The sequence below is a fragment of the Mycobacterium sp. SP-6446 genome (assembly GCF_001954045.1).
In the GTDB taxonomy this organism is placed as follows: domain Bacteria; phylum Actinomycetota; class Actinomycetes; order Mycobacteriales; family Mycobacteriaceae; genus Mycobacterium.
Genome location: NZ_MBEM01000211.1, coordinates 82,673 through 96,628, shown reverse-complemented (window position 1 = coordinate 96,628; position 13,956 = coordinate 82,673). Strand labels below are relative to the sequence as shown.

Below are 13,956 nucleotides of genomic sequence, written 5' to 3'. Positions count from 1 at the left end.
GATCGCGCGCACCTGTTCCCCGCGCTGCGCACCACACTCGAGCCCTACTTCGAGCGCTCCGGCGCCGACCACATCGAGTGGCCGGACGACCCCCACGGTTAACCCGGTAAAAGACTTAGCGAGGTCAACGGTCAGGAAGAAACCAGCTCTACAACACTGGGTTCCTCGTCTGCGCGCACCGATGGACCGCCCGCCACGAACCCGGCGCGCGCGACGCACGGCATCGGTGGGACCGGCGGGCGCAGCTGCTCATCCCGCTGGGCGCCGAGCTGGAAACCTTCAGTCCCTCCAAACTGCTCGCCGCGGTCTACCCCGAAGCCGTCGCGGTCGCCGAACTGATCGGTACCCTGCACTGGCGGCGGCTGGCCGCCGGCAACCCCGACATGCAGCAAACGATTCGCCACCGAAATCGGGCGGCGCCTGGGCGATCCGGACTATCGCCCCCGCGTGGTTTGCGACGCCATCGCGCACTGGATGGACCAGGATAGCTGGCGCCCACCCAGCCTGCCCATCCACGATTACCGCAGCCAGCGCACCTTCGGCGGCCCCAGCCACCCCAAACCCGACCAGCGCACCGACAAGGCTCGCCTGATCAGCGCCGCCTGGTTTGCCCAACACCGCCGCGGCGGGCACACCATGCTGCATCACCGCAGCCTCGCCCCCGTCATCCAGCGCGACTGGTCACCACCCAACGTGCTGTTCGAAAGCGCCCTAAACGCCACCGCAACAGTCAGCCAACCCGACGCCGACCCCGACACCGACCGCACCATCGGATCCTTCGACTACATCCGGCCCGGCCCCGCCAACCACTTACCTCGACACCGCCGTCGAGCCCGCGTTGTGGCCGCACCGCACCCAACCCCGCCAGAAAGCCAAACTGCGACCCTGGTCGCAAAGCGAACGGCCCTACTTCACCCCGAGCCCGCCGACGGCGACAATTCCGAGCCAGATGAGAAACGGCTGCGTGGGCGCCGGTCACGGTCAACACCCGGATTGAACGAGCCGATACATCGCGGCCGCCGTTTTCGACGCCCCGGCAGTGCCGGATGACCTGAGCGCGCGTGACCGCGGTGATGTCCTCGCCGGCCGCACGGCTGGCCGGGGAGGGTACTGCGCGGGTGACCATCCCCTCGGCCAGCAATTCGCTGGCGGGGCCAACGGATGTCCGACCCCACGCAACTGGGTGGCGCGATCGGTGGAGGCTAAGAGCAGAGCACCCTGCTGGACACTACGCGCAGCAGCCTCGAAACGCCGCGGACTGCTTCGAGCACCCCTGCTCGGCAGGTTCTCGTTCAGTGCCGTGGCGGGTTGAGGTGATACGGCGTGTATCATACCGGTGAGCGTGGGCGTCACGGGGGGCGGGTGAGGTGTGAGTAATGAGGCGGTGCGTGACCAGCTTGATGAGGTGTTGGCTGGTCTGCAAAGCCAGCTTGCCGACGTCGCGGCCGCGCAAAAGAAACAGGCTGCGTTTCGGGTGGAGGGCCGGGCCACCGAGGGCACTGTTGCGGTGACGGTCGATGCGCGGGGCCAGGTAGTGAACGTCGTGATCGACACGTCGTATCTGGACGATCATGATTTCGATGGATTGGGAGGCTATGTCTTGCAGGCAGCCCAGGCTGCGGTAGGGGAGGCTGGGCAGCGGGTAGCGCAGATGTTGGCGCCGATCAACCAGCGCGACAAAGCCTTTCCCGCGTTTTCGGCCATTGTTGAGGACATCCCGCAGCTGCGGGATGCGCTGCCGCCCGGGCTGGACGATTTCGCTGCGGGCGCGCCGTGGAAGAAATCCCCTGGGATGTCGGTGGGCGGTGGCGACGAGAACCCTGAAGATGGGGCTGGGTTTCCGACGGTGAGGAGATGAGCTAATGACTGACCCATTTGCCGTGCAACCCGAGGGGCTGGCCGGCGTCGCTCGTTCGGTAGGCGATGTGGGTTCCCGCCATCAGGCGGCGGCAACCCAGATGGGCGCGCAACCGACGGGGTATTGCGCGCAAACTCACGGCGACATGAACGATCACTGGGCCCACTGGGCCGGAGTGTGCGCCGCGGTGGCCGCGCAGGCTGATTTCCTGACATCCCACGCCGAGGTGTTAGGGCATGCCGCGCGCATTTTCACGGCAGCCGACGAGGCTTAGCCGCCCGGCACCGGGCCCTCGGATCGCGCCCTAAGCACCGGCTATGGATATTCAGATACCCCCGCAGGTGTCGTGGGTGGCGGCGTTGGTAGGCCCGCCCTGGCCGGCGGGGCCTGAGCCCAACGGCAGCGAAAGCGCCTGGTGGGCCCACGGCGAGCAGGCGCGTGCCCTCAAGGCCCAGGTGCAAGCGCTGGTTCCGGACTTGGCGCGAGCACCCACCCAGCTCGTCGACGTGTTGGACGGCCAGACCCAACAGGAAGCCTTAACCCGGATCGCCCAGTTGTTCGGCGGCCCCTATGCGGTGGACAAGATCCTCGAGGCGCTGGACACCTTCGGTGAGGCTGGCGATGCCACCGGAACCAACGTGCAGGCCTACAAGCTGGGCGCGGTGTTCGCGCTGATCTATGCGGGCAAAGACATTCTGCAAGCGTTGGCCAGCGCACCGCTGACCGGTGATGAATCGCTGACGTGGATCCCGGTCATCGTGATGCAGGCCAGAGAAGTGATCGGCAGGTTTTTTTCGAAGATTACCGGCGATATCGCCGACACCCTTGCTGCGGCAGCACCCCGGACCACGGTGGCTTCGATGGCGATCCGAGGCGGATCGCAGGCGGTCGGGTTTGGGCTCAAGCAACAAGGGTTCACCGCTGCGGTGTTAGCCGGTGAGGGCCACCCCCAGCAGCTCAGCCTCGAAACCCTCGCGAAGACCATGGTGGTCTCAGAAGCCGAAGGCCTCGCCGCCGGAGGAGTCGGCACCGAGGTCGCCCATGTGCTGGGCGCCGAGAGCGGCGGTGTGGCCGGTGCGGCGAAAGCCGCGGTGGCCGGGATGTCGGGCATGGTTGCCGCCAACACCGCCGGCGGGCTCACTACAGGTGAGTTCACAGACCCGTTTTCCGGTGTCGGCCTTGGTGCGTTGGGGGCGGCGCATGGGGCCGGCGACCACAGCGCGTCGATGCATGCCCCCACCGAAAGCCCGGTACCAGCTAACGGCGCTGAGGCAGCCCGTGCACCTTCGAGCGGCCTGGAAGCCGCGGCTAAGGACGGACCTGTTGACCCGAATGCGGGCCGACCACAAACCGATACAGGCCCGTCGCCCACCAAACCCACTAGCCCGGCCGCCCCCACCGGCCGCACGGAAGCCCATGGCTCGCCAGGCGCTGATGACCCGGGCACGCACTCAGCGACCGGATCCACTCCCCGGCACGCATCGGCCCCAACCGAGGTGGCCGCCCAGAACGCGCACCCTAGCGAACCAACCAATACCGCCGATGCGCACACCCGGCCCGCCAACGCCACCCCGACCGCGACGGCGGAAACCACACCGGCCGCCAGGACCCACGAAGAAGGAGTACTGAACCTAACCTCGCCGCCTGAGACCAGACCCCCCACCGACCCGGCCAGTCCACCACATCCAGATTCGGTCACGCCCTCCAGCACCACGGAAAATCCATCGGCGGCCACACCGGTGCACGCCGCCGACACAGCAGACCCGAGCCCCACACCGCCGACCTCCCCGGAGCGCGGCTCCACTGTGGGGCCGCCAAGCCCCACACCGGATGCACGGGCCGAGCTTGCCGAATCGTCCTCTGTCGCTGGGGAGCCCGCCACCCAGCCCGCCGGAGCTCCGGCCGCGCATACCTCCAACACCGGCCCCGCGCACACCGGCCCGGGCACCCAGCACGGCGGCGTTGAGCGGGTGGCGCCCGCCCACACCGGCGGCACCGTGGAGAGTCCGACAGAGCGCCTGGGTCCCGAGCCAGCCACGACCACGCAGGCCGCCCGGTCCGGTGCTGACGCTCACCTGGTGGATCGCGGCGAGGGCGCCCGCGGCGAGAGCGGGCGCCCAACCGATCCGTTCAGCACCCGCAGCGACTCTGCCCGCCCAGGCAACACCCGCGGCGACGCCCACAGGCCCGCCGGTGCTCGCCCCGGCAAACAGCTACGGCGCAGCAGCGTTGCCCGCGACGTTCCCAGAGACCTACAACCCGCCGCCGCCACCCGTACCCGAGACCCACTTGCCGCAGGCAAGGACATCGGCATCATCAAAGCCAGCCACGACGACAGCGGTCCGCGCCCAGGCGAGCCGGAGTCACACAAGGGTGGCGGCGAAGGTCGCGACGGCCACAACACCCCAGACCCCGGCGCCAGCGGCGGTGGGGCAGACCATTATCGCGGTGGTGACAGCGGCCACCGTGGTAGTGGCGGCTATCGCGGCGGTGACGGCGGCCATGGTGGTAGCGGCCGCGGTGGTGGCCATGGTGGAGCGGGACCTGGTGACGGAAGCAGCGCTGGCGATCCCCCGGGCCGGGGCGGTGGCCGCGACGGTGCTGGCCACGGTGGACCGGGGCCGGGTGACGGGGGCGGTGTTGGCGATCGTCCGGACCGAGGCGACGGGGGCGGCCGGGGTGAGGTGCCCATGCTGCTGCGATTGTCTCACGGCGGCGACGAGACTCCGTTCCAATTCCTCCCGGGTGACGAGATCCAACTAAGCCGCAACCCAGACCCGAATCTGGTCATCGCTCCCGCATCAGAGACACCTGAGCACGCGACCGTCGGCTCGGACGCTGACGGGCGACTGTGGATCCGCGACAATAACTCCACCGGAGGCACCTGGGTCAACGGCGATCGACTGCCGCCGAGATACGAGTACCTATTGCGCGACGGCGACGCAATCCGTCTCGGAAGCGGCCACGAAATCACTGCCCGATTCACCCAGTCGGGGCCGGAGCCGGTCACCGTGCGACTGTCGCAAGGAGACGAGGTAGTGCCGCTGCGGTTAACGCCAGGCTCCGAGATGACGCTGGGGCGAATCACGGATTCGCCGCTCACCACCGTCTTCGGCGAATTCGCAGGGATGTCGCGCAACCACGCGAGCGTCGGTGTTACCACCAACGGAGACGTCTGGATCCGGGACAACGGCTCCCGCAACGGCACCTGGATCAACGGCGACCGGATCACTCCGGGGCGGAAGGTTCCGCTGTATAGCTTGGATACGCTCAAAATGAGCGGCCTCGAGACAACGGTCGCAACCGAACCCAAACCGACTGAACTGCTTTGGGTCCTGCCGATTGCGGAGAGCTCTCATCTTAGGGAAACTCTTTTGATAGCTGTTCGGCCGGGCAGTGAGGTGACACTCGGCAATGAGGCGTCCTCGCCGCTACCCCGCAGGATCGCCGAACAGCCGGGGATCGCAACCAACCACGCCACTCTCGCGGTTAGGCCCGATGGCTCGGCCTGGATTCGGGACAACGGGTCAGCGGAGGGTACCTGGGTCAACCAGATCCGGATTCGCCCGCACGAACCCGTCCCTCTCTACCGCTACGACGAAGTGAGCTTTGGCGATAATGCGCCGGTCGCCTCATACATACCCCACTCGAGTGAGCGCCCGCCGCTCGATCTGCGTCTGGACACGCGCGCCGATGGGCGATTGGCCCCGGGGATCCCGCCGCGCGCAGAGCTCAAGCTCGGCTCGGGCGCCGGCTCACCATTGGCTTGGGCGCGCGGCATCGCACCCGACCACGCCCGGATCGGAGTTCATCCAGACGGGTACGTGTGGATACGGGCCGCGGACGGGAAGACCTTCGTCAACGGCGAACGGCTAGTCGGCACCGAGCCGACCCGGCTGCGCGACGGCGATGTCGTTAGCCTCGGCCGCAAATACGAGTTCATCGCGCGGTTCACTGAACCGCGGCGGCTGGAGTAACCCGTTGCCCCAACGGATGCCCGCTCTCGCCCAGCTGCTGCCGGTCGATTCCGGCTCCGACCTGGTGCTGGGGCGCGCGACAGGCTCACCACTGGACGAGCTGCTCAGTAGGGATGACCATGTGTCCTCCAACCACCCAAGTATTCGGTGTCCGTCCCATGGAGTGTGGATAGGGACAACGGGGTCTGCGAACGACCCCTGGCTCAACGGCAAGTACTCGCCCGGGGGATCGCCGAAAATGCAAGGTAGGTCCGGACAGATCGCGCCAGCTCGTCCCGAGCTACCTTTCAATCGCCTGCAATGCAAGCGGACTTCTCGCAATCTTCAACCGGACAGGACAGCTGGTTCAGAGGTCGGGTGCAGAGCTGCGCGAGGGCGGCGGTGGTGAGATTTCTGGGTTTGGGTGCGGCCCAAGGGCTTCGCGGGCTTTAGCCGTGTCGTTCATGGGAAACAAAGCGGCACGCGAAGCGGCGACGGCGGCGCAGACCGAGGTGATGCGTTCCACGAACGCCAACGTCGAGGATTTTGCCGCGTTCTTCGATGCCCGCAAGCGTGCGGAGGCGGTCGATGGTTCGATGCCCAGGCGCCGGCATGCGTTCGCTCAGGAGGCCGCGGCCCGGCGAGATGGTCATCGCCTGCAGTGCGGGGCGGCGCTGCGCGCGATGCGCGAGCGCGTGGGCGAGATCGCGCGGATGGCTGGCATCAGCGAGAAACCGGTGCGGGAGTTGTTGCTCCGCGAAACCCAATCGGCGGAGTCGGCGGCACACGGCCGGGCAATGTGGTCGTGGCGGAGGCCACGACGCCAGGATCGTTCGTCGCGGAACCTGATTGGGCCCTGTATGTTCCCTGCGAATCGTGGTGATCCGGATTTTTCGACGCGACCGATACTGAGGTTTGGGTTACCTTGGCGTCATGAATCTTGAGGTCGATTCCGCGCTGTTAGGGCTTGCGGCAGCTGATGTTTCGGCGTTGCAGAACTCTGTGCAGAGGGTCTTTGATGATCTGCGCCGCGATTTAGCCAGCCGCGGGACATCGTGGGAGCACGGAAGCTTCGGGGAGGCTTTCGCGGGGGGCGCGCACGGTTATCTGGTCGCGAAAGATCAACTGTTCCAAAACGCACACAACGTTGCCACAACCCTCGGCAACTATTCCTTGGCCATGTCGCAAGCGGCCGACGCGTGGGTCACTGCGGACGGCAAATGAGCGAGGACCACGCCAGGGAACGCCTGTCAGCGATGATCGACGGTTTCGCCGAACACCTCGAGCGGGTCAAGCAGGCGCAGGAGCGACGTGCCCAGATCGTTGTCGAGGCCCACGCCGCCGACAGCCGCGTGACGGTGAAGGTCAATGCCGAGGGTGCGCTGGTGGATCTGCGCTTGTGCGATGACATCGGCGATCTCGCCTACGACGAGATCGCGGCGGCCGTGCTGAGGGCCGCGCGGGAGGCAGCGGCCACGGCCGGCGACCGCGTGCGGGAGGTGATGGCGCCCGTGCAGCGCCGCCCGGCGGCGATCCCTACCATCGCGGAGTTGATCGAGGACATCCCGGAACTGCGTGCGTGGGTGGGGCGTCCCTAGCGACCATGGGTCTGTACCTTCCGCCGCAACTCGACTGGGTGGGCTATATCGCGGGCAACCCGTGGCCGACCGAGGACGAGGACGACTACTGGGCGATCGCCGATGACTGGTCTGCCGCACGTGATCGCATCCTGGCACTGCTGCCAGGCGGATCCGCCCACCCGAATCTTGGCACCGCGACAAATGCGATGCAGCAGGCCTACCCGGTAGGCGCGGGCGGCGACGCCATGCGGACCGCACTGCAGGGACTCGCCGCTGGCGACGGTTCGCTCGCAGACTTGGCCGGGCAAATGAAGCTGGTTGTTGATGCCGCCAACAGCACCGGCGCCAAGATCCGCGAGCTCAAAATCATGATCCTAGAATCGCTGGTGCTGCTGGCCTGGGAGCTGGCGACCTCGTATCTCTTTCCCCCGACGGCACCCGCAGCTGATGCCGAGGAAATCGGGAGTACCCGGATCTACCTCCAGTGGCTGCTGCGCGAGGCACGTCTGGAAATCGAGCGGTTCTGCGAGCCGCTGCTGGGTGTATTTCGCGCTGTCGGGCGGTTGGTCTCCGGTCTCGTAGAGCCGGTGACCGATGCCGTCGAACGATTCGGGGGGGCGATATACGGTGCGGTAGAAGACGCGGCGGGCGAAACCGCGGCCAAGGCCGTGTCGTACCTCCCGAAGCTGGCGTGGGAGACGGCCCCCTCCACGGTGAAGTTCGTCGGCGCCCAGGACGTCATTGCTCAGGCCGACCCGGTCATAGAACACCGCAGCGGGTTCAACTACGAGGAGCTCGGTGTGTCGCTGGTGTCCGCCGAGGCAGGCACCTTGGCCGCGGTCCCGGGCGGTAACTTCGCTGGTGCGACTCTTGACAAGCTGCTCGGGGGTCTGGGCGCCGATACATCTCAGGGCTTGGCCGGGGGCATTCGTGGCTTGGCCGCGGGCGGGTTCGGCAACGTCTGCAGCGGGCAAATCTACGGTATCGCGTCGGGTGTCCTCACCACGGGCAAGCCGCAGTACCCGAACGCCGAAGGTTTGATCGGCGCGGTCATCCGTGGCACGGCCGGCTTCCCCCGCGGCTCCATCGGCGAACTTGGCGCCGCACCCGATAGTGTCGGCAGACCGCCCGAACCGGGCGTGCGGACGGTTCGCAACGAGGCAGGCGAGCTGGTGACCACCGCCGTCGACAAAACCGGCCGCACCACGATGACCACCACGAGCACCGATTCTGGGGGCAGGCTGGCCACCCGCACCGTCGGGCCGGACGGCTCGGTTACCACACGCACCGCCGACGGTGGCGCAGAGACCCGTCACGATGGTTACACCACCACCACGACGGCGGACGGGAAGACTCGCACCACGGCACCCGATGGGTCGACCACGGTCACGGCGACCGACGGTACGCGCGTCACCGAGCGTCACGGCGCGACCACCGCGACGTTGACCAAGGCCGACGGTGAGGTCACCGCTACCACCGTGGGCAATCAGGTGACAGTGCGTATGCCTGACGGCGCGATCACCACCACGCACAACGACAGCGGAGCGCTCACCGTCACCCACACCACTGCCGGTGGCTACACGGTCACTGCTCACTCTGACGGCTCGGTGACGACCACCGACCCTGCTGGCCGTACCACAACCGAACCCGCACCCGCATCGCCCGAATCACCCCAATCGCCGCCGGTTAGTGCACCGAAAACGTCCGAGTCATTCACGCATAGCGGCGCGCACCTGACACCCAACGACGACGAGCCCCACAACCAACACCTCGCCCACAACGAGCCACTACCACATAACGAACGTCAAGCATGGCGTCGCGAGGCGTGGCACACAATGCGGCAAGAGCGGCTGCAGCCGGCCCGCGATGCGCTGGCAGAACGTCAGCAGGCTGAAACCGAGCAACTCACCCAGACCCACCGCGAGCAGCAGCAGACCGCCGACCCGTCGCAGCGCGACGAGCTATCGGCCCGCCAGCGGGAGGAAAGCGACCGACTCGCCGCGCGGCACCAAGCCGAGCAGGACAAACTCGACCAAGCCCAACGACGCGAGGTCCGCAATGCCCAGCCGCGAGAAGGCAGCGCGATGCGCACCAGAACTCGCCCGAAAGAACTCCCGACCCATTACCGATGGCCCGACAGCGTCACCGTCCCCCATCCCGCGCCGTCCTTGCCCGTACCTCACCACACGCTACCGCCAGCCGGCCCGGCGCCCACTCCGCCGACCTCGGGCCCCGGATATATCGTGCAGCCGGGCGACACGCTCAGTGGGATCGCTGCACGCTTCGGAATCGACTGGCTGACAATCTATTCCGCCAACCACGCGGTGATCGGCAACCAACCCGACCGGCTGCTCCCCGGTGAGAAACTCACGGTCCCTCGCGTATCGCCAACCCAACCGTTGCCATACATCGTGCAGCCCGGCGACACGCTAAGTGGGATCGCTGCGCGCTTGGGAATCGACTGGCAGAAGCTTTATTCAGCCAACCATGCGGTGATTGGCAACGACCCCAACCAGCTCCTCCCAAGCAAACGATTCACCATCCCCTAAGACGAGATTCGCGCCGCCATCGGGCTGCGACGTGCAGGGTCCAGGCGCGTACGTGTCAGCGCAGCGGCACCTCATGGGAGCCGTGCCCGGTGAACATGGTGCACCGGCCACGGCTCGGTCGTTTTGGAGCTGCGCAGCCTGATAGAACACCGGCACAACGCGGTCGGCGCTGACGCAAGCGGCCTGAGCAACAGCTTCGACCGCTGGGTCACCGAGGCCATGGGTCACCGCGCCAGCAGCAGGTAGGACGGCCGGGAATCCTCGTCCGGGTTAACTGCGATCAACAATTCCGCTACCAGCCTGAGTCTGCCCGAGCGCACCTGAGCTGTCCCGGCCGCTGCCAGCCGCGTCGGCATCGCAGCGTCGACCTCGACTTCGCTCGATGACCCTACCACTACATGGCGATACGCCATGTATCGTCATGTGATACCGTTTGTATCAATCCGTGAAAATCAATCGATCTACGACTTAAAACGGGCGGGCCCGAAAGGGCAATCGCGGGCTTCTCTTCACGGCTACGACGCCATGTCGCGGTTGGCTTGAACTCCGATGCCGGCGTTTCCGCAGAACCGCTTTCGGACTCGCAAACCAATGTACTACTAGTGGTGCTAGAAAGTCAGCATGCCGATCACCCGGGCTGTGCAACTCGGATAGGTCGGTCTATTGCCAGTCGAGTTCGCTGCCGCCTGCGGAGTTGATCGACCTCACGGATGTACCCACCCGCAAGGAGATCGAGGAGTGTAACGTCGAGTTTGCTGCATGAGTACGGCGTGGATCACCTCGATCTTCATGAAGTAACTACGAGCCGGCGCGTGACTACTCAGACGATTGCTGCGACCTGTTCGACCGAGGCACCGGTGCCGTCCGCTTTCCTTCTCGCCTCGACGGTCGCGCATGCGTTGCCGTCTTCGAAAAGTGCGGCGCCGTCAGGGCTGCGGGTGAACCATCGCGCTCACCGATCCGTCACCCGAACCACTTACAGGAATCCGCCCGTCATCAACGCGGTTGCTCATGGCACTGCAGGCATGGTCGTGTGCGATTCGGAGCATGAGGGCAGTTGCCAATCGTTAGGGGCGTCAACGAAGCGGCGAATTTGCGCTCGCACCGCCTTGGGCAACCCCTTCGGGACGAGATCATGGCCCAGTTCACTGAAAGGACATACGGTTTCGAGCCACTGAGCGAACCCGCGAATTGCGCCAGGACGCACCGTCAGAGGGTCGCTGATCTGGCACACCATCGCACCGTTGAGGGTATAAGTCAGTTCCAGGGCGGATTCGTCGTAGTCGGTGGCGCCAGCGCAACCAATCACCAACGCCGGGTGGATCGCCAGATGCGGCGTTATCCTCTCCGCCAGCACCCCAATGGTCTCCCCACTCGAAGTGGGGATAGCGACGGTGATCATCGCCATGGCGTATTCCTTTCCCCGATAAAGCTTTCGGTGTCAGCGCTCTGGCTGTCGCCGGTTCGGGGCGGGTCCATGCCCCGGCACCGCAACCGTCCTGCGAGTACTCGCTGACGATCAGCCGGCGGACGGCGTCGTTGCCGCACAGCCAACGGAAGTCATCGTGACTCGGTCGAGATATTCGATGCATCCGTAGGTGATAAGTGGCAGGTGGCATACATACCTATCACACCCTGAGCAGGCATCGAGGCGCGGCATGGATCTGTTGCACGAGGGGTAGTGACTTAGCCGAGCGCGCGCCACCGTCGTCATTCCGACGTCGGGGTCGACGAGGATCTGCGCCCGCCATCGGTCGCGGATGACGCTAGAACTCCGGGGCTGTCGAACGCGATGACGCGGTATCCGGCGTGTGCGCCGGTCGCCAGCAAGGGGGACCGCGGCGCGGATCGTCTGGGCTCATGAAGAACTCGGCCGCCCGGTCGTAGTAAGCGGCAGCCATGGTGTGTCCGGCGGCCCCGTCGTAGCCGCCAGTTCGAGGAATGTCGTGATCCAGTCGGAATATGCGGTGGCTGACGAGCCTTGGACGTGTTCAGGAACATTGCCCCAGCGGGGGATACTATGCAGATGCAGCAGCGTCAATACCGCTCAGTCCTGCGAGCGCACGACGACAGTATCGCCGACCACCGGAAAACACTGCGGCTCAAGCTTTCCGGGCCGATCCGCTTTCGTTGGCCGACCCTGTTAGCGTCCAGGCTATCGGTGATCCGTCATCGGCGATCACTTCGACCACCGCCTACCGAGTCACTGCCCAATGGAAAGCTTTTCGCGCAACCGACGATTCACCGGTTCGGGCAGCAGCGCTGACACGTCACCTCCCAGCATGGCGACCTCTTTGGCCAACGACGACGACACGAACGAATACCGTGGTGCCGTCGCGATGAAAAACGTGTCGACGCCGGCGATGTGTTTGTTCATCTGTGCCATCTGCAACTCGTATTCGAAGTCGGTGCCGGTGCGCAAACCCTTCACGATGGCCGTCATCCCGAGCGACCTGACGAAGTCAACCACCAGGCCTCGCCCGACCTCCACCCGCAAGTTGGGTAGATGTGTCGTTGACTCCTTGATCATCGCGATCCGCTCATCGAGGTCAAACATGCCCTTTTTGCCTGGGTTGGTCAGGATCGCCACCGCCACCTCGTCGAACTGCGCCGAGGCGCGTTCAAAGACGTCGACGTGGCCCAACGTCACCGGGTCAAACGACCCTGGGCACACCGCGCCGCTCATGACCGATGACGGTAGCAGGGACGGGACACCCAGATTCGGCCATCTCCAGGCAGGCGTCGCCGAAACCCACTGGGGGCCGCACCGGTCGCCGGGCGGGGAACGCCTGATATGTGCCGCGTGCTCTATCGCCGCAACGGTCCCATATCAGTGGTGGAGGCGGGATGACGAAGACGACTACGACGGCCCACCGAAACCGGCCGAGGGCTGGAACGCACAAGTTGCATGCGCGGTTTGCGTGTGATCGCCTGCAGCACATGGTTGTTCGCGCCGGTGTCGATAGCTGTCATAGAGCTGGCACGGTGGCAGGCGGCTACAATGCTTGGCGGATGTCAGGGATGTTCGAAGGCAGGGCCCGCACCGGCCGGGCCATGCCGCTTGACGGCTCCCCGGTCGGCTTGGGGTATGTGACCCGTGCCGAAGCGAAGAGGTCGTGAAGCAGGGGGAACATCGATGGAAGATGGATCCACGAACCTCGGCGGGGCGCCCGGCGCTGATGCAGCGACTCTGCCCGAGGCAGTCGACCGAGCCAGGTTCCAGGCCGAATTGGACAGGCTGCGGCTTCGGGACAAGGCGCACACCCGGGAAGGCGATGCGATTGCCGCGGCCCGCCGGCGTCTACCCATGGTCGAGGTAGATGCGGGCCTCGAGCTGATCGGACCCGACGGGCCGCTCCCGCTGCTCGAAGCGTTCGAAGGGCGCCGGCAGTTCATCGCGTACTACTTCATGTGGAACCCCGGCCACCCCGCACCCGAGCAATGCGAAGGCTGCACGTTCTACACCAGCCAAGTTGGCGGGCTGTCCTACCTGCACTCGCGCGACATCACCTATGCAGTCGTTTGCCAGGGACGCAACACGGCCTCCCGCGGAGCCGATGTCCAGATGTCGTACGACGAAAGCGTTCGCTACCGCGACTTCATGGGGTGGGGCATACCATGGTACTCAGCACAGCCCTCCCTCGACGCCCTCCTTGTCGGTCGCGAAGCGGGCTTATTTCACCTCGTGTGCTACCTGCGAGATGGCGACCGTGTCTTCGAGACCTATTGGACGAGTCGCCGCGGCGTCGAGTCGATGGACTACAGCTACGCGCTTATGGACCCCACCGTGTACGGGCGCCAGGAGTCGTGGGAGGACTCACCCCATGGTTGGCCACGACAATGCTCCAACACGCGAACAGCCAGCGGGCCGCCCGATTGGCCACCGATAGCAGAGTGGCCGAGTGGACGCCCGATTGCCCAGTGGTCGAGCTTGGAAGCTGGACGTTCTGACGACCTCACCGTTCGGCGATAATCGTCGCTGCGACAACCGGTCGGACCGCGTCACTTTGGGC

The 13,956-nt window shown here is 65.8% G+C and carries 12 protein-coding genes; 8 read left to right on the top strand and 4 right to left on the bottom strand.

The window, feature by feature from the left end:
- Nucleotides 1-474 precede the first annotated feature (474 nt).
- From A5736_RS19190 to A5736_RS19175, 4 genes are all read left to right on the top strand, one after another.
- The gene (locus tag A5736_RS19190) at nt 475-1,050 is read left to right on the top strand and encodes a hypothetical protein (RefSeq protein ID WP_139333429.1); all 576 of its coding nucleotides are present in this window, start codon (nt 475-477) and stop codon (nt 1,048-1,050) included.
- 319 nt (nt 1,051-1,369) lie between these two features.
- Nucleotides 1,370-1,858: a YbaB/EbfC family nucleoid-associated protein gene (locus tag A5736_RS19185; protein WP_076248013.1), complete on the top strand. Its 489-nt coding sequence runs from the start codon at nt 1,370-1,372 to the stop codon at nt 1,856-1,858.
- A gap of 4 nt (nt 1,859-1,862) precedes the next feature.
- Nucleotides 1,863-2,132, top strand: a complete 270-nt coding sequence (locus tag A5736_RS19180) for a hypothetical protein (protein WP_076248011.1) — start codon at nt 1,863-1,865, stop codon at nt 2,130-2,132.
- 43 nt (nt 2,133-2,175) lie between these two features.
- A complete protein-coding gene (locus tag A5736_RS19175; RefSeq protein WP_076248009.1) occupies nt 2,176-5,835 on the top strand; it encodes an FHA domain-containing protein in 3,660 nt (1,219 codons plus the stop codon).
- A 428-nt stretch (nt 5,836-6,263) separates the two neighbouring features.
- Here the strand turns inward: A5736_RS19175 and A5736_RS26100 are convergent, their stop codons facing one another.
- Nucleotides 6,264-6,581: a hypothetical protein gene (locus tag A5736_RS26100; protein WP_139333428.1), complete on the bottom strand. Its 318-nt coding sequence runs from the start codon at nt 6,579-6,581 to the stop codon at nt 6,264-6,266.
- 166 nt (nt 6,582-6,747) lie between these two features.
- Between A5736_RS26100 and A5736_RS19165 the strand changes: the two genes are divergently transcribed.
- From A5736_RS19165 to A5736_RS26455, 3 genes are read left to right on the top strand one after another with little or no spacing between them, the layout of a single operon-like run.
- On the top strand, nt 6,748-7,038 hold the full coding sequence (locus tag A5736_RS19165; RefSeq protein ID WP_139333427.1) for a WXG100 family type VII secretion target: 291 nt from the start codon (nt 6,748-6,750) through the stop codon (nt 7,036-7,038).
- Nucleotides 7,035-7,412: a YbaB/EbfC family nucleoid-associated protein gene (locus A5736_RS19160; protein WP_076248003.1), complete on the top strand. Its 378-nt coding sequence runs from the start codon at nt 7,035-7,037 to the stop codon at nt 7,410-7,412. The genes A5736_RS19165 and A5736_RS19160 overlap by 4 nt, the downstream gene beginning before the upstream one ends.
- Nucleotides 7,413-7,417: 5 nt before the next feature.
- Entirely contained in the window at nt 7,418-9,943 is a 2,526-nt protein-coding gene (locus A5736_RS26455) for a LysM peptidoglycan-binding domain-containing protein (RefSeq protein ID WP_175611337.1), read from the top strand.
- Nucleotides 9,944-10,167: 224 nt separating this feature from the next.
- On the opposite strand, the gene A5736_RS26450 is transcribed toward A5736_RS26455, so the two are convergent.
- The 3 genes from A5736_RS26450 to coaD all read right to left on the bottom strand — a co-directional run bounded on the left by A5736_RS26450 (nt 10,168) and on the right by coaD (nt 12,629).
- Entirely contained in the window at nt 10,168-10,338 is a 171-nt protein-coding gene (locus A5736_RS26450; RefSeq protein WP_175611336.1) for a hypothetical protein, read from the bottom strand.
- A 614-nt stretch (nt 10,339-10,952) separates the two neighbouring features.
- Nucleotides 10,953-11,351 carry a hypothetical protein gene (locus tag A5736_RS26090; protein ID WP_139333426.1) on the bottom strand — a complete coding sequence of 133 codons (399 nt, stop codon included), beginning with the start codon at nt 11,349-11,351 and terminating at the stop codon, nt 10,953-10,955.
- 795 nt (nt 11,352-12,146) lie between these two features.
- Nucleotides 12,147-12,629: a pantetheine-phosphate adenylyltransferase gene (gene coaD / locus A5736_RS19145; RefSeq protein ID WP_076248000.1), complete on the bottom strand. Its 483-nt coding sequence runs from the start codon at nt 12,627-12,629 to the stop codon at nt 12,147-12,149.
- Between the two features lie 450 nt (nt 12,630-13,079).
- Between coaD and A5736_RS19140 the strand changes: the two genes are divergently transcribed.
- Nucleotides 13,080-13,916, top strand: coding sequence for a DUF899 family protein (locus A5736_RS19140; RefSeq protein WP_083667570.1), 837 nt, complete (start codon nt 13,080-13,082; stop codon nt 13,914-13,916).
- Nucleotides 13,917-13,956: the final 40 nt, after the last annotated feature.